This is a genomic window from Mesorhizobium silamurunense (assembly GCF_014843905.1).
In the GTDB taxonomy this organism is placed as follows: Bacteria; Pseudomonadota; Alphaproteobacteria; order Rhizobiales; family Rhizobiaceae; genus Mesorhizobium; species Mesorhizobium silamurunense.
This window is the reverse complement of sequence record NZ_LPVS01000257.1, coordinates 21,890-41,970: the sequence shown is the minus strand read 5'-3', so window position 1 is coordinate 41,970 and position 20,081 is coordinate 21,890. Positions and strand designations below refer to the sequence as shown.

16 protein-coding genes are annotated in these 20,081 nt (G+C 58.1%); 6 read left to right on the top strand and 10 right to left on the bottom strand.

Features of this window, described 5'->3' with window-relative positions:
• Window positions 1-161: 161 nt before the first annotated feature.
• The 5 genes from AU465_RS35275 to AU465_RS35255 all read right to left on the bottom strand — a co-directional run bounded on the left by AU465_RS35275 (window position 162) and on the right by AU465_RS35255 (window position 7,181).
• Window positions 162-1,784, bottom strand: a complete 1,623-nt coding sequence (locus tag AU465_RS35275; RefSeq protein WP_192257995.1) for an ABC transporter ATP-binding protein — start codon at window positions 1,782-1,784, stop codon at window positions 162-164.
• A gap of 3 nt (window positions 1,785-1,787) precedes the next feature.
• A complete protein-coding gene (locus AU465_RS35270) occupies window positions 1,788-2,762 on the bottom strand; it encodes an ABC transporter permease (protein ID WP_312891362.1) in 975 nt (324 codons plus the stop codon).
• Between the two features lie 95 nt (window positions 2,763-2,857).
• Entirely contained in the window at window positions 2,858-3,814 is a 957-nt protein-coding gene (locus tag AU465_RS35265) for an ABC transporter permease (protein WP_192257991.1), read from the bottom strand.
• 148 nt (window positions 3,815-3,962) lie between these two features.
• On the bottom strand, window positions 3,963-5,552 hold the full coding sequence (locus tag AU465_RS35260; RefSeq protein WP_210325403.1) for an ABC transporter substrate-binding protein: 1,590 nt from the start codon (window positions 5,550-5,552) through the stop codon (window positions 3,963-3,965).
• 66 nt (window positions 5,553-5,618) lie between these two features.
• On the bottom strand, window positions 5,619-7,181 hold the full coding sequence (locus AU465_RS35255; RefSeq protein WP_192257989.1) for an FAD-dependent oxidoreductase: 1,563 nt from the start codon (window positions 7,179-7,181) through the stop codon (window positions 5,619-5,621).
• Between the two features lie 326 nt (window positions 7,182-7,507).
• Between AU465_RS35255 and AU465_RS38205 the strand changes: the two genes are divergently transcribed.
• The gene (locus tag AU465_RS38205) at window positions 7,508-7,822 is read left to right on the top strand and encodes a Y4oE-related protein (RefSeq protein WP_512699448.1); all 315 of its coding nucleotides are present in this window, start codon (window positions 7,508-7,510) and stop codon (window positions 7,820-7,822) included.
• A 378-nt stretch (window positions 7,823-8,200) separates the two neighbouring features.
• The gene (proC, locus tag AU465_RS35250) at window positions 8,201-9,064 is read left to right on the top strand and encodes a pyrroline-5-carboxylate reductase (RefSeq protein WP_192257987.1); all 864 of its coding nucleotides are present in this window, start codon (window positions 8,201-8,203) and stop codon (window positions 9,062-9,064) included.
• 301 nt (window positions 9,065-9,365) lie between these two features.
• Here proC and AU465_RS35245 read toward each other — a convergent pair whose 3' ends face one another.
• From AU465_RS35245 to AU465_RS35225, 5 genes are all read right to left on the bottom strand, one after another.
• A complete protein-coding gene (locus AU465_RS35245; RefSeq protein ID WP_192257985.1) occupies window positions 9,366-10,019 on the bottom strand; it encodes a GntR family transcriptional regulator in 654 nt (217 codons plus the stop codon).
• 119 nt (window positions 10,020-10,138) lie between these two features.
• Complete coding sequence (locus AU465_RS35240; RefSeq protein WP_192257983.1) at window positions 10,139-11,317, bottom strand: NAD(P)/FAD-dependent oxidoreductase; 1,179 nt, start codon at window positions 11,315-11,317, stop codon at window positions 10,139-10,141.
• Between the two features lie 175 nt (window positions 11,318-11,492).
• Window positions 11,493-13,007, bottom strand: coding sequence for a glycerol-3-phosphate dehydrogenase (glpD, locus tag AU465_RS35235; protein WP_192257981.1), 1,515 nt, complete (start codon window positions 13,005-13,007; stop codon window positions 11,493-11,495).
• 206 nt (window positions 13,008-13,213) lie between these two features.
• Window positions 13,214-13,948 carry a beta/alpha barrel domain-containing protein gene (locus AU465_RS35230; protein WP_192257978.1) on the bottom strand — a complete coding sequence of 245 codons (735 nt, stop codon included), beginning with the start codon at window positions 13,946-13,948 and terminating at the stop codon, window positions 13,214-13,216.
• A 612-nt stretch (window positions 13,949-14,560) separates the two neighbouring features.
• On the bottom strand, window positions 14,561-15,322 hold the full coding sequence (locus AU465_RS35225; protein WP_192257976.1) for a DeoR/GlpR family DNA-binding transcription regulator: 762 nt from the start codon (window positions 15,320-15,322) through the stop codon (window positions 14,561-14,563).
• Between the two features lie 621 nt (window positions 15,323-15,943).
• Here AU465_RS35225 and AU465_RS35220 point away from each other — a divergent pair.
• The 4 genes from AU465_RS35220 to AU465_RS35205 all read left to right on the top strand — a co-directional run bounded on the left by AU465_RS35220 (window position 15,944) and on the right by AU465_RS35205 (window position 19,974).
• On the top strand, window positions 15,944-17,047 hold the full coding sequence (locus tag AU465_RS35220; protein ID WP_192257974.1) for an ABC transporter substrate-binding protein: 1,104 nt from the start codon (window positions 15,944-15,946) through the stop codon (window positions 17,045-17,047).
• A 70-nt stretch (window positions 17,048-17,117) separates the two neighbouring features.
• Entirely contained in the window at window positions 17,118-18,227 is a 1,110-nt protein-coding gene (locus AU465_RS35215; RefSeq protein WP_192257972.1) for an ABC transporter ATP-binding protein, read from the top strand.
• A complete protein-coding gene (locus tag AU465_RS35210) occupies window positions 18,224-19,138 on the top strand; it encodes an ABC transporter permease (RefSeq protein WP_192257970.1) in 915 nt (304 codons plus the stop codon). Before AU465_RS35215 ends, AU465_RS35210 begins: the two co-directional genes overlap by 4 nt.
• The gene (locus AU465_RS35205; protein WP_192257968.1) at window positions 19,135-19,974 is read left to right on the top strand and encodes an ABC transporter permease; all 840 of its coding nucleotides are present in this window, start codon (window positions 19,135-19,137) and stop codon (window positions 19,972-19,974) included. Before AU465_RS35210 ends, AU465_RS35205 begins: the two co-directional genes overlap by 4 nt.
• Window positions 19,975-20,081 lie beyond the last annotated feature (107 nt).

Here is a 20,081-nt window from a genome sequence, read left to right as displayed (position 1 = left end):
ACATCGTCCCTTACATCCACAAGCGAAAGGTGCCGCCGCGACAGCGCTTACCATGAATCAAAACAAAGACTTAAAGCGCGTCGACTGAATCCGTTTCAGCGCGACGCGCTTTAGGATCTTTTCCCTCCGAAGTCGCCAATGCCGAGCAGCTTCAGCGACAGCTAACCAGCCCTCGCTTTTGCGAGGAGGTTGGTGAGCCAATCGAGCTCCATCTGAGGAACAGATGAAAGCAGAAGCTCGGTATAAGGGTGATGTGGCGGCTTGAATATTTCATCCTTGGGGCCTTTCTCGGTGACGCGCCCCGACTGCATGACAACGACTTCGTCAGCGATGCTTTTAACCGTCGCCAGGTCATGCGTGATGAACATGTATGCAAGGCCCAATTCCCGCTGCAGGCGATCGAGAAGCCGTAGAATCCCTTCTGCCACAAGTTGGTCCAGCGCACTTGCGACTTCGTCACAGATTATGAACGTGGGCTCGGCAGCCAACGCGCGCGCGATGCCGACACGCTGCTTTTGGCCTCCTGAGAGCTCCGATAGCATTCGGTTGTAATATTTCGAAGGATCCAACTCTATCAGATTAAGCAGTTCCTCGACGCGAGTCCTCAAGGCGCGCCCCGACAACCCGACGCAGAACTCGGCCGGCCGACCGATGAGTTCACTCACTGGCAGCTTTGGATTAAGAGCAGTGTCGGCCATCTGGTAGATCATCTGGATTCGCCGCAAATCGTCACGTCCTCGCATCTTGTACGACGGAGGAAGAATTTTGCCATTGTAGCGAATGGAGCCGGCCGTGGGCTGCAAAAGACCCGTGATGCATCGACCCGCCGTGGACTTCCCGGACCCGGACTCGCCCACGACCGCCACCGTCATCCCGGGAAAGATATCGAATGAAACATCTTCAAGGACGTTTTTTGAGCCATAGGCTGCGGAAACGCCTTGGACCGATATAAGCGGGTGGACGTTATCGGGGCGCTTCTTTTGCGGGCATTCAAAGCTTCGTACCGCCCACAATGCCCTTGTGTAATCCGCCTTAGGAGCTTCCAGCATATCTTTCGTTGATGCTTCCTCGACTTCGTTACCCTTAAGAAGCACCTTCACTGTATCGGCCATCTGGCTCACAATCGCGAGGTCATGCGTGATGTATATCGCGGCCGTATGGAAGTTCTTGACGATGTTTCGGATGGCCGCCAGGACCTCGACCTGAGTGGTCACGTCGAGGGCGGTCGTGGGTTCGTCGAAAATGATCAAGTCGGGACGGCAAGCCATGGCCATCGCCGTCATCGCTCGTTGCAGTTGCCCACCTGAGACCTGATGTGGATATCGGAAGCCGATCTCACGCGGATTGGGTAGCCGGAGACGCTCATACAACTCCATGGCGTCTTCCATGGCTGCAGCACGCTTTTGGATGCCATAATGCACCGCCGTCTCGATATGCTGTTCAATGATTTTATGTGCTGGATTGAAGGATGCGGCTGCCGACTGGGCCACATAGGCAATGCGTTTGCCGCGCAAGTGACGAAGTTTTGCCTCCGACGCATTCCTCAGTTCCTCACCTGCAAACCTTATGGAGCCGCCCGATATACGACAGCCGTCTCGCGCATATCCCATCGCGGCCAAGCCGATTGTCGATTTCCCGGCGCCCGATTCGCCAATTAACCCGAGGACCTCGCCACGGTGGAGGGTAAGGTCAACGCCATGGACGATTTCGGACCACTGATCGTCCACGCGTCCTTCGATCTTAAGACCGCGGATTTCCAACAGCACTTGGGTTCGATCGGCCATCGGTCAGTCCTTCAATCCGGAGGATCGGTGGAGAATCCAGTCGATGACGAAATTCACTGCAACCGTGAGGAGCGCGATCGCGCCGGCCGGGATCAACGGGGTGTAATCGCCGAAGGAAATCAAGGTGGCGTTCTCTCTCACCATTGAGCCCCAATCAGCAGTGGGTGGCTGCACCCCCAATCCCAGGAACGATAGTCCAGCGATCAAAAGGAACACAAAGCAAAATTCGAGGCCGAATTCGGCGATCAGGGGGGCCAGGGCGTTCGGCAGAATCTCTCGCCTGATCAAATACCAAGTGCCTTCACCTCGCAGCTTTGCGGCTTCGATATAGTCCATGACCACAACGTTACCCGCCACCGCGCGTGTAAGCCGGTAGACACGCGGTGAATAAATGACAGCGACCACTATGACGATCACCGACAAATCGGTGCCGAATATGGAAAGCATCAGCAGCGAAAAAATAAGCGAAGGAACCGACATTATGGTGTCCGCGATCCGGCTCAATATTTGGTCGAGCCATCCACCGTATGTGGCAGCCAGCAGTCCGGTGAGGGAACCAACGCTAAAGGCCAGGATCGTTGCGATGAGGGCCAATCCAACACTGTTTCGAGCACCGAAGATGATGCGGCTGAGAACGTCACGCCCCAACTGATCGGCGCCAAGCAGCATTTGCGCGTCAGGTGGGGCAAATGACGCGGAAACGATATCAGCCTCACCGAACGGAGCAAGGAATGGAGCAAAAATGGCGGACGCAGCGAAAATAAGGATGATGATGATCCCGAAAATCGCGGTGAGGGGGGCCTTCGCGAAGGTTTGCGACAATTGCCAAGGCAGCACCAGAACAAGAAGCCAGCGAAAGAGATAAGACACCAACGCCAAGGCCAGCAAGATCGCTGCGCAGACGGCAATAACGTAAAACGGGGTGGGCCCGAAGACAGCCCAAACAAGCAGCGAAGCCGTTGCGACGAAACCAAACAACGAGAGATCCCGCCACCGCCTCGCGAGGGCCGCCCAGGTGCAGACTGCTGCCAAGGCAAGTAGATATCCGATAGACAATACCATCCCCATCACCACTACTTTTGGAACCGCAGCCGCGGGTTCGTGAGGATGGCTCCGACATCGGCTGCCAGATTCAGACCGATAAAGGTGGCGGCGAATATCAAACAGCACGCCTGGACGACTGGGAAGTCGCGCTTCGCGACAGCGTCGACCAGCAGTTGCCCGATGCCGGGGTATACAAAGACCACCTCCACAAGCACCACGCCGGTAATGAGATAGGCCAGGTTAAGAGCCACCACACTGATGATCGGTGCCCAGGCGTTCGGAAGGGCATGATGTACTATGACCTTCCAGGCTGGCATCCCCTTGATCTTTGCCATTTCGATGTAGGGCAAGGCGAGCAGGTTTATGATCGCCGCCCTGGTCATACGCATCATGTGAGCGATAACGACCAGAACCAGGGTAAGCGCCGGCAGGAAGCCGCGGTCCAGGTACTCCCCAAAGGACATGCCTGGAGTGAGGTTGGAAAGCGCCGGAAAGGCGCGGATCTTTATCGAAAGGAAGAAAATGAGGATGTAGCCAAGGAAGAACTCCGGTGACGAAATGGACGTCAGCGTCAAGATGTTGGCAATTCGGTCAAACATCGTATTGCGCAACAGCGCAACGACGATCCCAAGCGAGATTGCCACCGGCACTGCGATGACCGCGGCATAGGCCGCCAGGGACAATGTGTTTATCAGCCTTGGCCCGATCGCCTCGCTCACCGGCGTTCCCGACGCAAGCGAGGTGCCGAAATCACCGTGCAGGGCGCCCCCCAGCCACATGAAATATCGCACCAGAGCAGGCGTGTTCAAACCAAGTTGCTCACGCAATGCTGCCAACGTCTCGGGCGTAGCAGTCTGACCCAAAATGGCTTGCGCAATATCGCCCGGCAGCAACTCGACCGCAAAGAAAATGAGAAGGGAAACGAAAAGCAACGTCAGAGCGCCGAAGACTAGTCGTTTCAAAATGAGCTGCGTTAGATCGTTCATCGCAATCCCCTTGCGCTGACTTCATCAGACGACGAATTGCATCGTCTCCAGCAGGCTAATCGTGCGCTGGCGGCTCCAGGCGTTCAGGCAGACTGCGCTTCAAGGGACGGCGCGTCTGCCGCGCCGTCCCGCGAACGACCGTTTTCAGTTATGCCATCCACCAGCGGCTCGAAGCGCGACCGCCGTCCAGCTCCCAACTTGCACCGATCTTGTCTCCGCGCTGGAGATTGCTTCGACGTGCATAGACGAAGTTGTAGAACATCGGCAGGATCGTGCCGCCGTCGTCGCGTGCTATCATCGCCATTTCATGATACTGCTCCGCGCGCAACTTTTCGTTCAGCTCCGCTTTGGCCTGTGCGAGCAGAGTATTGAAGCGCTCATTCTGCCACCGGCTTTCATTCCACGGCGCGCCTGCCGCGTAGGCCGTGGTGAACATCATGTCAGGTGTGGGGCGCGCGCCCCAGTTGCACATGACGAACGGCTTCTTCAGCCAGACATTGGCGTAGTATCCGTCGTTCGGTTCCCGCACGACCTTGATGTTGATCCCCGCACGCTTAGCATTCTCGGCGAACAGCACTGCGGCATCGACGGCACCCGTGCCGATCGAGTCGCATGTGCTGAGGCTTACCGTCAGCCCCTCGGCGCCTGCCTTTTTGAGCAGGGATTTTGCCTGGTCCGGATCATATTCGCGTTGGGGGATATCGCTCGGCCAATAGGGCTGGACCGGTGAGATATGGAAGTCGTTGCCAATGGTCGCGGTGCCGAAGGCGATCTTTTCGACCAGCTCTTTGCGATTGATGGATAGTTTAAGCGCATTGCGAACGTCACGGTTTTTGAATGGCTCGGTATCGCAATGCATCGGATAGGTTACCGTCTGACCCGAAGGCACGTTTTCAATGATAATGTTCTGGTCGCGCTTGAGCATGCCCATGGCTTTGGCTTCGATCACGGACACGGCGTCGACGTCGCCTGTGACAATAGCTGTCTGTCGTGCGTTCGGATCGTTGATCGAAATTTGCTCAACTCCGTCGAAGTAGGCGCCCGTCCCATGCCATCCCTCGTGACGTACCAGGCTCTGGCGCACGCCCCATTCGTTTTCCTTCAGCTTGTAGGGACCTGATCCGTCGCCCGATTGCCAGTTGAGGGAGCCGTCCGAGTTGGCTGGACAAATCGCAATATGATAGTCCGTCATGACCCACGGCATATCGGCGCTGCCGCTGGTCAGTTTGAAGACGACAGTGTGGTCACCGTCCTTGGTGACCTCTTTTATGGGGGACAAGACTGCCTTGGCACCCGAGGTGGATTTCTCGCCGATGTGATGGTTGATCGACGCAATGACGTCGTCCGCGATAACCGGCTTTCCGCTATGAAATGAAGCCTTAGGATGCAGCTTGAAGGTCCACTCCGTGGCATCCTTGTTGGCCTCCCAGGAAACGGCGAGGTCGGGGCCGAGAGTGCCGTCGGCATTCACCTGGGTAAGGTAGCTGCGATACGTCGGGCCAAGGAAGATTGTCTGACGTGAATTCCACGTTGCAGGATCGTGCGAGTCGCCCGTGTTCGAATCGTGGGTGGCATACTTGAATATGCCGCCCTTTTTTGCTTGTGCCGCCGCCGCCTGAGTCCAGAGACCGGACGCCGTGGTGGCAGCGAGACCCGCGGCAATGCTGAAGTGCATGAAATCGCGACGCGTCATGCGACCCTTGCGGGCTTCCTCGGCTAACCGATCGATCTGGTTCATGTTCGAATTATCTCCCATTTTTGTTCTCCTCTTGAACGTAGCTTCTTGCTAAGGCGTCGAAAGTAATCATCGAGCTATTCTAGATAAGCCATTGAGCTCATTCCTTTCTGGTCGTTTGTTGACAACCGGCATGAAGAGTTCCACGCACTCGTCCCGATAGGTCTGGCACTCAGCCATGCGCCGTTCCTCGGTCCATGCCAGTGCTCGGGCCGCGTACCGGGACAGCGTTTCGAGGACAGACCAGCCCAGATCGGGTTCCCACCCGTGAGGGAGCCGCCGCCGGACTAGATCACCCAGGCTGACGACGTGCTCTGTCTGAACGATCTCTGAAACCAGGTCTTCGCTGATTTCGAGACTTTCAAAGCGCCTTCCTCGCCGGCGCATGGATCCATAGGGAAGCGAGGGGCGGCTGGGTCTGATCCGACGGGCAATCGCCTTCCGAACAAGGCGGGCCGCATGGCGGTTCACCATGATTGTCGCGCCGGTGACGGAAAAGACACCGGGCATCTCTTTCCGTTCCCTCACGCGAACCGGAGCGAACGGCTTTCCATTCGCGTCGGTCGACCACGGACGGACCCCACACCATCCATGGATCACGTCATTGGGCGTCAGCTTAAGATCTGGAAAGATCGCATTGGCCTCGCGCAGCAAATAGTCGATCTCTTCCGGCGTCACTCTTACGGTATCGGGATCGTCGGTGACCATCGTTTCGGTAGGGCCGATGAAGTGGTGGTCACCCCAAGGCATGAAGTAGAGCCCAAGTCCTTCAGCCTTGGTGGAGAAAGTCTGCAGACCTTGGCCCCGGTAAGCTTCCGGCAGCTTCACCAGAAGATTTACGCCCTTCAAAGGCGCCACGTGCCGTTCTAGAGCCTGCATCGAGGGCACGAGGCGATCGATCCACGGCCCAGCCGCATTGACGACGACCTTTGCTCGAATTTGAAAGGCTCCGCGCTTTTCGGGAGTTCTATCCTCCACGGTCAGCGTCCAGCCATCGCCGTCGCGGGCAATATCCTCTACTGCCGTATACGTACGCAGCACAGCGCCGTATCTTTCCGCTTCCAGGGCGGTTTCGACGCAGATTCTCTCTGCCCAACGATATTGATACTCTTCAAGATAGCCGACTGAGTGAAGTCCGGATGCGAGCTGCGCAACAAGGCCACTCTTCCTCTTCGCCTCAGCTGCAGGAATTCGGCGATAGGCGAGGGATATCCCATCCGAAAAAGCCGTCAAAATCCGGAAGCCAAGGTCAATTAGCCAGGCCGGATACTTCTGGTCCCTGCGATAGGGAAAATAGTATGGCAGCTTCTCGAGCCGTTCAGGCATCTCCCTGACCATTTCGGCCCGGCAGCGCATCACGATCCAGCACAGGCGGAGTCGGCTCGCAACATCCATGAGCCGGAAGGGCATCTGCCACAGAGGATAGTCAGGCTTCAAATAGGATAGCCCGCAATAGAGATTGCGGCTTGAGCGCGACGACGTGCCAGCGCCGAAATCACCACGGTCAATCAGAACAACGTCGTAGCCTGCACTTGCAAGCTCCCTTGCTGCCGCACATCCGACAATCCCCGCGCCAACGACTGCAACGTCGTGAGCCGAATTGCCTGGTCCTGCGCCATCCCTCCGCGACATTCCCGCCTTTCCTATCGGAACCCATCCTAATGAGACTGTATATTATCCTTACAATTTTGTATACGCTTTCGCAAGAAAATATGAACTGTCAGTGTGCGCATGCCAAAAAGCGCGCTTCGCGTGCGTAGATGCGTCGTTACTCTCTCCGAGCGGCGGGTGATGCTGTCGAGCGCAACCGTTAGGGTCCGAAGCGTGCCGGGGCAGCGGTGGTCGAGGGAAATGCTTACACCGGACCGCGGCGCCCGACGCTACGCAGCCCGTGACCTACACCCTATGATGGGGGAGGATGGTCATGTCGTTCCGGAGAGCAGCCAGAGGGCCACAGCTTGAAGAGGAAAACTGGTGAATCGGAAAGCGAGGCCGAGGGCATCCTGCCCGGCCCAAAGGCTCATTCAGATCTCACTTCGACTGACAGCAAGGGAGGCCCGCACTACAGCGAGTCGTCCTTAGCTGAAGCGGCAGAGATAATATGGGGCGACTGGGCTGCCACCGTTATCGCCTGGTTCGCCCTGATGTCGCTTCGGGGCGGAAACGCATCGGAATGCCAGTTCTGGCTTGAGCTCTTGAGCCAGCTAAACCCTGCCTTATCCGAGGCAGATCTTGAGGACCTAATCACCGAGGCTCATCAGCCTTCTCATTGATGGCCGGGCTCGAGGCCGATTCAAGCGACCGCCGCCCTGTCTACCAAAGGGCAATTTCGTTCGCTCTTGTTTGAGCAATGGATACGATATTGCATCTTTGCATATGATATGGCAGATGTGCATGCATGTCTTGGCGGACCTGGGCTATCAATTAAAAGGCAGGAGAAAGCTGTCCTTCTATGTGACGACGTGCGCAGTGAGCATGACGCTGAGAGGCGACAGAAGTCTTTTGCAGACAAAGCAATCGCGGCCGGCCACCTGCGCCGGGGCTGTGATCTTTGAACGCCAACTCGCTGGTGTTGTCCCGGCGATCAGTTGGATCTACCGGCGACTAGGTGGATTCTATCGGACAAGCCGATCAAGGAAGAGGAAGAGGCTATGGTACATATCGTCCTCGTGGGCGCGGGCAACATGGGCTTCGCAATGCTCAGCAAGTGGCTCGCAGGTCACGAACTCACCAATTCGGTGGCGGAGCCAGCTATCCCGCAATGTTCGGGGAAACCGCAACACACTTTCTCGGTCATCGAACCTGTAGATACCTTGCGACAAAGGGCGGCGGCAATTGGCGCCAGCGTCTACGCCGACGAAAGCCAACTGCCAGAAAAGCTGGCAGCGGACGTAGTTGTCATTGCGACAAAGCCGCCGATGGTAAGCGAGATAGCAGCCCTCTACGCATCCCGTTTGAGCCCTTCAGGATTGGTTATTTCGGTCGCAGCAGGCATCGCCACCGCTGCTTTGGAAAAACGGGTAGGCAACTCTCTTGCCGTCATCCGCTGCATGCCGAACATGCCGGCCTCAATAGGCGAGGGAATGATGGTCTGCTGTTCCGGCTCCAATGCCTCTGACTACCATCGTTCCGTCGCGCAGGAGCTTCTTTCCGCCATCGGAAAAGTCGTTTTCATAAACGACGAGAACCTGATGGACGCCGTTACCGCTGTGTCGGGATCCGGACCCGCTTATCTGTTTCTTTTCATCGAGTCGCTCTCTCAGGCCGGAACAGCCGTTGGGCTGGACGGTGACCTTGCTCTGGAGCTTGCCAAGCAAACTGTCTACGGGGCATCCAAGCTCGCGATAGAAAGTTCGGATAGTCCAACTACGCTGAGGAGGCAGGTCACAAGTCCGAATGGCACAACGGCTGCTGCCCTGGACGTTCTCACGCGTCCCGGCAGCGGACTCCCTGCGCTTGTACATCAAGCCGTTGCTGCAGCGAAGAATAGGTCCGAAAAGCTCGGTAAGAGCTAACGTCATTCAGTCATGGCTGGCAACACAGGGGGGTCGTCGACGGCGGAGGCAAGGCGCCAGAGATCTCCTTGCAGGCCTGGAAGTCATCGGACCATTGAGCTTGCGCGCTGTGAGGCGGAGAGAACACGCCCCGCTGTGGCTTTCCGGCGCGACAAATGACTATCTTGCGTTCTACAACCGTCCTCAAGCTTTGGGAGGACGATCGCATCGGACACGTCATTTCCTTGCAAGCGTGGCGATGCTCCAAATTGCGGCGTCGTGGTAGACATTTCCCATATTCGCCGTACGTGACCGTCCTCTGTCAGGCGCCGCGCAACTCCTGAAGCCTGTCGACCAGGAACTTGCCACTAGTGATAATGTGCATTTCCAGGAGGCTGACGGCGCGCAGCGTATCCTTGGCCTCGCAAAGGTCTATCAGCTGCCAGTGATCGCGATCGGACTGCACCTGTATCTCGGTGAGCGAGACCATCATGCGGGTATAGCGCTCCAGTTGCTGGTAGATGCGTCCTACCAATTCAATCGTCGCCTTGCGGCCCGCTGGCGCGTAGAGCGTGGCGTGGAAATTCCAGTTGAGCTGGTTGGAATACTCGCCGGTCTTTCCCTGCTCCTGATGCTGCTTTGCCCGTTCCCTGGCAAGCGCGAGATCGTCCTGTGTCATCCTTGGGATGGCGAGGGCAAGCAGCCATGTCTCGATGCGGGCGCGCAATTCGTAAAGCTCGAGGATTTCGTCCAGAGAGATGGAAGTGACGACAGCCCCCTTGTGGGAGACAAGCGTGACGAAGCCTTCCGAGTGAAGCTGGTGTAGCGCCTCGCGCACCGGTATCCGGCTGACGCCGAACTCGGTGGCCAGATGCTCCTGCCGCAGTTGGGCATTGGCGTCGTATTCGCCGTTCAGGATCTTTTGCCTGATGGCGTCTGCTACCTGGGCCGAAATGGTTTTTTTCTGTACGAGCATGAATCAGCCTAGGGAAGGACCGCCGCTATTTTGTGGCGGCGCCATTTTGATTGAAGAAATGGACGCATAGCACCGCTCGCAGGTTGTTGTCACTCTGACGGCCTAGCGGCCGCCTCGCTTCAGTAGACATGTTCCTCAATGGGCTTGTTGTCGGCGATCCGCTCATAGTGGAAGGCCGATAGATCGATAGAGCGGTACTCCCCGTAGACAATGAGGTCGCTGACGCCTGAACCGGTTGCCGCCGCATGCATCATGCCGTGACCGCTGAAGCCGGTGGCCAGCACGAAGTTCGGTATTTCCGGGTGACGTCCTATAATGCCGCTATGGTCGAAGGCGTTGTACTCATAGAGGCCTGCCCAAGCGCGAAGCATGCGCAACTGTTCGAAACCGGGCACGCGATGGGCCAGCGCCGGCCAGATCACCTCGTCGAAAAGGTCGTAGTCCACTTCCAGGCTGAAATCGTCAGGATCATTCTCGCGCACGGGTGGAACGCCGCACAGGAAGAGCTGACCTTCTGGCCGCAACCAGAAGCCGCTGGTATCGAAGACGAATGGGCAGTTCTCGATCCGTGCCGGGGTTTCGAAGACGAAGACGCATCGCTTGCTCGGGACGACAGGCAGATCTGTTCCTACCATCCGAGCAATGGCTGCGCTCCACGGTCCGGCTGCATTGATGACCGTGCCGGCTGAGAGGCGTTGGCCATTGTCCAGCACCACTGCGCCGACCTTGTTGCGAACAGCCATGGCCAGCCCGGTCACGGTCGCCGCGACATACTCGACCTTCTGGGCGCGCGCCTTTCGTTTAAACGCTTGCATCAAACCCGGACCGTCGAACCAGCCCTCGCATCCACGGCCGAATGAGCCGAGCGCAAGGTCGTCCGCATTCAGCCAGGGAAAGCGTCGCGCCAGATTGGCCTGGTCGATCAGCTCGATTTCGACACCCATGTCGCGCTGCACGCGGTTCTTGGCGCGTTGCGCTTCGGCCCGCTCGGGGGTCGTCAGCACAAGATAGCCAGGCTGGTGAAGTCCGATGTCGGCCGGCTCGTCGCCGATTGCAAGCCGCGTGCCGACCTCGCGCAGGAAGTCGAGGCTGAACTTCGACATGGCGATGTTCGGCGGCGTGCCGAATTGTTGACGTATGGCGCTGGTCGACAATGATGAGGAAGAGGCCGTGTAGTAGGGATCCCGTTCGATCACCGCGATGCTGCCGTCAAAATCCGGATTTGCCGACAGAAAATAGGCGATAGAACTGCCGACCACTCCTCCGCCGACGATCACCACATCATAATGCGTACCCATCACCGAACCGTCATCCCTGTCTCGAACGCCATGTGAATTTGGATACTATGGGCATCCATCTCACTAGGAATAGCCCGATCTTCAGCGTGAAAAAAGGGGGATCGCAAGATTTAGTATACATTATCCAATCTTCTGTCGGTCTGGCCCCGTCACAAAGCATCGATTTGACGCGGTCTCATCCGTAGTGCCCCATGAAGACGTCCAACTGCCGGATTTCGTCGTGCGAAAGGCGTAGTCCGAGTTTCGTACGGCGCCAGAGTACGTCTTCGGCGGCGACCGCCCACTCCGTCTCCATGAGAAACCGGACCTCGCGTTCATAGAGATCGTGACCGAAATGACGCCCCAAATCGGCGAGGCGCGTACAGCCTGCGAGCAGATCTTCGGCACGCGTTCCATAGGTTTGCACGTATCGATTTGCCTGCCTTTCATTCAACCATGCATGGCGCGATCGAAAGTCGGCCCTAAAGCCGTCGAGACCCCGGACCCCAAACTCTCCTCCAGCGAGGACCTCAGCCGCGGTCGCGCACGTCTTGGGCCAGCGCATGATTTTCGCGAGTTCCCGCATCGCATGTTCCGCTAGGCGGCGATGCGTGGTTAGCTTTCCGCCGAAAATCGTGAGGGCGGGCGCCTCCCCGTCCGGTTTGTCGACCTCGAAGGAATAGTCGCGCGTGAGGGTGGACAGATCCCCGTCACGTGTTGCGCCCACTTCGAACAACGGCCTTATGCCAGAGAAACTCCACACAATGTCTGCGCGTTGCACCGGCCGCTTCAAGAAGGCGTTCACCTCCCCTAGCATGTAGTCGATTTCCTTCTCGGAAATGGCAACCTTTGCGGGGTCGTCTTCCCAGGGCTCATCAGTCGTGCCAATCAGGGTAAAATCGCTTTCGTAGGGCAGCGCTTCGATCAGCCGGCGATCGCGCGTCTGCAGGAAATAGCCATGCTCACCGATCCACTGGCGCGGAACTACCAGGTGGCTGCCGCGCACCATGCGCAGCTTCCGCGCGGTCTGAATGCCTTCTATTTTACCCGCGACATCGATGACCCAGGGACCGCCGGCATTGACCAAAGCTCTTGCGGACACGACTTGCACGTCGCCATCCGGGTCGCGGACTTCGACGCGCCAAAGCCCTTTCTCACGCCGGGCACTCATGAACCGATGGCGTGCCAGGATTTTTGCCCTATGTCGTTGTGCGCTCAGCAGGTTCGCTATGACCAGTCGCGCGTCATCCGCCCGGCAGTCGGAGTAGGCGAACGCGTGGCGATAGTCATCCTTCAGCGGCTTTCCGACCATGTGCTTGCGCAAATTCAACGGCTGGGAGCGCTTCAATACTCGGCGGCGCGCGAGATGGTCGTACAAGAATAGGCCAAGGCTGATCATCCAGCGGGGTCTCTGCGATGCCACATGAGGAAGGATCAGGCGAAGCGGGCGCACCAGGTGCGGCGCCTTTGCCATCAGGATTTCCCGTTCGACAAGCGCTTCGCGCACTAGCCTGAAATCAAAGGTCTCAAGATATCGAAGACCGCCATGCGCTAGCTTGGAAGAACGTGACGAAGTACCTTGGGCGAAATCTTGCATCTCGGCCAGCGCTACGCTCAGAGCCCGGCTGGCGGCATCGCATGCAATTGCCGCGCCGTTGATGCCGCCGCCGATCACGAAAAGGTCGTGGACCTTGTCTTGTTCGCTCAACATGCCCGAACAACTCCTCGTCCGATGGGCGAAAATCCAGGACTTCGACTGGGGTGATGATATCGGCGCCGTGCCACGGCCATGCGGCTCAGGGCATTTGTGGCATCAGACGGCAAGGCTAACCGCAATGTCGATCGCTTTCATCGTACGAACCGGAAGGCCCGACGCATTGGCCTTGATCTGACACAAACGGGTGGGAGGACGTCACGTCAGCGAAATCCGGCATCCCCGTGAGCCCGACTGGGCGACCCCGATTGATGCGATTCACCTGCCACCGCTTTGCCGGCAGCATCCAGAATGGTTTGAAGCTGTCCGCGCAGCGTCCTTTCCCCCAGGAAAGCCCTATCGAAAACGGCCCCGCCGATTGTGAAACCCCAGGCCCCGAGACCGGATACGGTTTTGATGCGCTCGACGCTCGCAATGCTTCCGGCCACTATCAGCGGTAGATCTATACTGGCAATTACGTTAGCTATCAGGGCCTCCACATTGCCATCGAAGCGGTAGGCCAGCAAATCGAGACCGGCAACGCCTTGTCTTGTGCAGAGCGCGCGTGCACTCGCCACGATCTCTTCGGGCGCACCTGTCAACCTGCTGGGATGGCCCACGATCGTGCCGGGAAACGGCATATACTTGAGGCCGCTGCCGGCAAGTATCTCTACGGCCTCTTCGGTATGTGTGCCGCCGAGGATGTAGTCAACGCCGATCTCCAAGCCCGCGCGTATGGAACGAAGCTCATCGTCCTTCGTCTGGCTGACCACTTCCAGCATGACCTCCTGGCCGTTTGCACGAATGCTATCCGCGAGAGCCTTCAACTCGTGCACGGGCAATCCAATATCCTTGAAGCCGACGAATGGAATTGGAAGGTCAGAAATCTCTTCAAAAACTGCGCGCGCGTCAGGCACGGTGACATCATTCTGCGTCAACATGAAGATAAAGCGGGACATGGTGAAATCTCCAGTAAGTCCAACAGGCGCAATAGCAAGAACGGAACGCTTTCCGTGCACTGAAAGTCGAGCTGATCACACACAAACCACATGTGCGAACGACTTTGCGTAGCCAGTTTGTCGGCCCTTAATATTTCAAACTATGGGCTGTTCGCTGCCCGAGTCACGAAATTGATAAAGGAGCATTCGTCAGCGAACAAATGGCTTGCTAAGCACGGATGGCGCGCCTCGGCCGCGTCTCCATGGGACGGCCGCATACCACCAGGATGTTTCATGTGCAACCAGATTTGTTTGATCTGGTACATTTCATGTGTGGGGGTGGCCGTGTGATGCTGGGGCTCACGAAGGCGTTCGCGGGAGTAGGCCTGATCTTTGCCCACTCGACCCCGCATGCGCTTCCTTCGCGGGCAAGTCATCGTCCAGTTGTGCTGATCTTGAAATCGCAGCCCTGAGATTTTTTTGGCTCGCCTCTCGGCAAAAATCGTCCTGTCTTGCAGGCCCGATGATCGCGCCGGGGCAAGGCCGAGGCTTGTTGCGACCACGCCCTGAACCGTTGGCCTAGTCGCAGGCATGCCATGCCAAGGCAGCCGACACGTCTGGGAGACGTGATCGTCACACCATATGCACACGAACCCCTGCGCGCGCCATTTCCTTGGGTAGGGCCGCATTGGAACCATCATCCGTTATAAGATGGTCCACGACATCGAACCCGCAGACTCGCGTCATCGCCGCGCGACCCAACTTCTGATGATCGCACAGAAGCAGGCGGGTCTTGGCGTTGGCGATCATGGATTTCTTCACCCACGCAAAGTCGGGATCAATCTCGTAGACGCCGCCATCGGCCACGCCGGTGCCACTGAAGACAAACTTGTCGGCGCGAAAGTTCGTGAGAAATTCAGTGGTTTCAGACCCGGATACGCCGCCTTGGGCATGGGAGTACACTCCAGGACATAGGATAAGGCTCAATTGTGATGTTGCGCCAACGGCAGTCACGAGGTTCCAGTTGTTGGTAATGATGCGCGCATGCAAGCCTCGCATGGCCAGATGACGAGCGAAGCGTGTCGTCGTGGAGCCCGCGTCGACCATAACGACATCGCCCGGTTCAATCATCGAGGCTGCATATTGCGCAATGCGGTTGCGCTCCTCCACCAGCAACAGATCGCGCTCGGCAAGGCTTGCTTCGAACCCCATCGGAATGGGGAACGCGCCGCCATAGGTCCGGTTGATCTTGCCCTCTTCGTGCAGTTCGTCGAGGTCGCGCCGAATGGTCTGAACGTGGACGTCAAGCCGTTCGGCAATCTCTGAGGCACGTATCGCCGGGCGGATGCTCAACTCCGTGAGAATCTGTCGATGACGATCCGCTTTGCGTGACATCTCCTGCCTCTCGATTCTTCCGGGAGCCCCTCGTGCGGGTCGTTCGATTGATCGCTCTAGTCCAACAGTGCTGATCATCGATAGCCGGGCGGCGATCAAGTTTCAACGGAGGCGGAACGTGCACCAGGCGATGTTTCACATATAACATTCTTGCTGGCTGTGACGAACGCGATTGTTCCCGCACATTTCGATGTTGGGAGCGGGTCAGGTGCCGAGCGCCGTCCCGGTGGCGCGTCCCTGCGAGCGACGAAGCGAAGCCGGGAAATTCCCTGTTGTAAAAAAACTTTCTGCATGGTAATGTATCCAAAATTCCAAATGCGTATACAAATTGGTGGACGTCGTAGTCTGATGCCATCAGGCCAAGTGCGCGGACGTGAACCTATAAGTCACGCCGTGCCTTGATCGGGGAGGGTGGAAACTGACGACGATCAAGGCCAGCCGGTTCCTCGGTTCAGAGGCGCTCCAGGACGACTATCTGGGTGAACACACATTGCTGACATTGTCCCCGGCACCTTGGAGCCGGGTGCGCAAAGCTCCGTGATGAAGGAGGCCGCAACGTCCTTCAAACGGCTGGCGCTGCAATCCGAAACGACACTTTGGCTTGAGAATAGGAGAGCATAAATGATCCTACCGCATCGTCCGCTAATCGGCATGAATCGCAGAAAATTCCTTGGCTTGGCGTCGAGCTCGGTGGCCTTCGCCTCGATGGCGCGTTTTGGTCCCGCTCGAGCCGAGGGCGTCGAACCTCAGCTCAGCGTGATGGGCTGGGCCGACTACATCAATCCGGCGAACATCGAAGAATGGGAGAAGACGAACAGCTCCAAATTCGTCTACGACAACTATGCCAGCAACGAGGAGATGTTCTCCAAGTTGCAGCTGTCGCAGGGCAACAGCGGCTACGACGTCGGTATGAACACAGACTTCATGATCAAGCTTCTGATCGACAAGGGCTTGATCCAGAAGCTCGACAAATCGTTGATCCCCAATATCAAGAACATCCTGCCAAGTTACGCCAATCCGCCCTATGATCCGGACAACCTCTACACCGTCCCCAAGAGCGCGGGATCGCAGGGCTTCATCTACGACAAGACGGTGATTACGCGACCGATGAAGACCTGGAGCGACTTCCTGGAGGCCATCCAGAACGAGGCGAGCGGTCGCACCTCGCTGCTCGATGATCCGCTGGCCGCCGCCCCGATCATCTGGTCGAAGGGCCTTTCGTGGAACACGACCGAGGAATCCGCTTTGAAGGACGCCGAGGCCATGGTCGAAGTGTTGGCTAAGCATATCAAGACCTTCAACTCGTACCCGGTACAGGACGTGGCATCGGGATCGGTCATCCTGGCCCAATGCTGGAACGGCAACGCCAAGCAGGCGATCGATGCCTCCAAGAACGAGAACCTGGTTTTTGTGTATCCAGAGCCCAAATCCGAGCTGTGGTTGGACAGCTATCACCTGCCGGCCGGCGGCAAGAGCCTGAAAGCGGCCCATTCCTGGATCAACTTCGTGCTCGACCCGGCCGTCGCGGCGAAGGAGACCGCTTACACCGGCTTCCTGTCGCCGGTTGCCGGCAGCGAGGCGCATATCGATCCCAAGGTAGCTGCGGATCCTCTGATCTTTATGCCAGCCGACGCCTTGGCTCGTGGCGAGCGCACTCAACGCAACGAGACGTACAACAGGCGCGTCGCCATTCTCACCAAGTTCAAGGCAGCAGCAGCTCAATAGAGCGTCGAAGGCGATACAAAATAGCGCCGGGCTGCAGCCCGGCGCTTCTATTGTGGAAAGAGCGCAACGGATGTCGGCAGACATTGAAATCGACCAAGTGACCAAGCTCTACGGCACGTTCAGAGCCGTAGACGACGTCTCCCTCAAGATTCAGAACGGCTCCTTCATTTCCCTGCTCGGTTCTTCCGGAGCTGGCAAGTCAACCATCCTTCGCATGATCGGCGGCTTCGAGTTGCCGGACTACGGAGCCGTACGGATAGGTGGCAAGGACGTCACGCTGCTGCCGCCTTATTCCCGCGATGTGAACACCGTCTTTCAGAACTATGCCCTGTTCCCGCATATGAATGTAGCTGAGAACGTGGCCTACGGGCTGCGTCGGGACGGTATCGCGCCGGAAGAGAGGCGGCGGCGTGTGCGGGAAGCTCTCGATATGGTCGAGATGTTGTCCTACGCCGAGCGGCGGCCAACCCAGCTCTCCGGCGGTCAGCAGCAACGGGTCGCGCTGGCGCGCGCCATTGTCAAACGCCCTTCCGTCCTTCTTCTCGACGAACCCCTCGGTGCCCTCGATCGCAAGTTGCGGCAGCAGATGCAGGTCGAGCTCAAACTGCTGCAACGCCAACTCGGACTGACTTTCGTGTTCGTGACCCACGATCAGGAGGAGGCACTGGCGATGTCCGATCAGATCGCCGTGATGCGACACGGCAAGATCGAGCAGCTCGGTGGTCCAACAGAGCTATACGACATGCCCTCAACGGCTTTCGTTGCCAGTTTCATCGGCACTCAGAATTTCCTCGTGGGAGCAAGGGTCGACTCTACGACCACGATGCGCAGCGAAGGCGGCGCGAATCTGACCGTTGGTCGGGTCGTCGGCGATTTGCAGAGCAACGCACAGGTGCTTGGCGCCGTGCGGCCAGAAAACGTCATGCTCTCGATGGATGAGCCGAAGGCCTCGGCCAATCGGTTGAGGGCAACGGTCGCGGCCAGCGTGATGCTTGGCGACACACTCGAATTCATCCTCATGCTCGATGGCGGACGCGAATTCATGGCGCGCATGCCCCGGCGTGGCGCGGAACTTCTGCCGTCGGGGGCAGAGGTCTGGGCTCATTGGGAGGTGCCGTTCTTCACCATGTACCCCTATGAGGACCTGCAGGCCAAGCCAGGCATGGGAGGGGTTCAATGACAGCCATCGCTGCGCCGCTGCGCCGACGGCGGTCCCTCGTGCCGCGCTGGATCATGGCATGGCCGGCGCTTGCATGGTGGACCTTCTTCTTCGTAATCCCGCTGGCGTGGATAATAGTCTATAGCTTCGGCACCGTGCCGGCCGATAACGCCGCAGGTCCCGTGGCGCTCGACACACTGTCGCTGGACAACTACGGCGAGTCGTTGAGCGAGATCTTTTTTCGCGTTTTCGGCATCACAATACGCACCGCGGGAATGGGGACGATCCTTTGCGCTCTGCTTGGCTTTCCCGCAGCCTATGCGCTGGCGCTGCACGTGCCGTCGCGCTGGCGTTCGCTGCTGGTTTTCCTGCTGATCCTGCCCTACTGGACGAGCTTCTTGCTCAGGACCTTTGCCTGGCGAATCATTCTTGCCCCTGATGGGACCCTTGCTCATATCCTGAAAGGCGGCGGACTGATCAGCGGGCCGCTGCTGATGCTCGACACCAACGCGGCAGTGCAACTCGGTATCGTCTACAACTACCTGCCCGTGATGATCCTTCCTATCTATGTGGCACTTGAGAAGATCGATCCCTCGCTTCTCAGGGCAAGCATGGATCTCGGCGCGGGTCCAGTCAGGACCTTCTTTGCCGTGACGCTTCCGCTTTCCACACCCGGACTCTTCGGCGGCCTGCTGCTCAGCTTCATCCTTGCCGCCGGAGACTATGTCGTGCCTACCATCCTCGGCGGCACCAAGGGGCTGATGGTCGGCAATCTGGTAGCTACCCAGACCCTTGCGTCGCATAACCTGCCGCTCGGCGCCGCAATGGCAGTGCTGCTCATCGTGCTCCTGTCACTCATCGTACTGGCGGCGGGCGTGGTGTTCTGGGTAGCGCGGGCAACGACTCGCTATTTCAAGGGACCTGCTCTATGAACCTGCCCGCCAACCGCCCCGCGCCGAGCTATGGCCGCCTGCTGCTTCAAGTCTGGCTGGGGGTGGTGTTCTTGTTCCTGTTCCTGCCGATCTTCGTGATTGTCGTTTACAGTTTCAACGGCGGCCGCAACCTCTACGTCTGGACAGAATGGTCGGCGCACTGGTACGCGGAAGCGATCGGCAATCCGCGCGCCGTCGGCGCGCTGTGGGTGTCGCTGCGTATCGCTATCCTCAATTCCCTTATTGCCGTCGCCCTTGGCGTGTTGGCCGGCATTGCATTGGCACGCCGCAAGGGTGTTTGGACGAGCCCTTATCTGGCACTGATCTTCGTTATTCTGTGCATTCCGGAATTGGTCTCCGCCATCGGGCAGATGATCTGGCTCGATCGCATCGGCCTTTTTAATGGGCTGGCCCGGCTTGCCGTGGGACATTCCTTGTTCAACATGGCGGTGGTGGCGCTGGTGGTGAAGGCGCGCGCAGAAGGGGTAGGCGAAACGCTGGAGCAGGCCGCTGGCGACCTCGGTGCAAGACCATGGCGCGCTTTCATCGACGTGACGCTGCCGATGATGTTTCCGGCGGTGCTCGCCGGCCTGCTGTTATCCTTCACGTTTTCTTTCGACGACGTGATCATCTCGTTGTTCGTTCAGCGGCCAGGCACGTCGACCTTTCCGATCTATATCCTGTCGTCGATGAAGGCCGGCCTCAAGGGAGACGTCGCAGCACTTGCGGTCATGACCTTGATGGTGAGCGTTGTCGGCATCGCCGTCGCCGCGTTGTTGCTTGCCCGTGGATCCAGCGGGACCAAAAGCAAGACGCTGGGCGGTCTCATCGGCTAGTGCGGGTCGCCCAGCGATGAATGGACGTTGACGAGTATCTACCCCGGGGAGGTTCCCCACCGAAGTCCGCGGCATCGGCACCGGTTTCGTTGCCGCCGTCCGCCCAA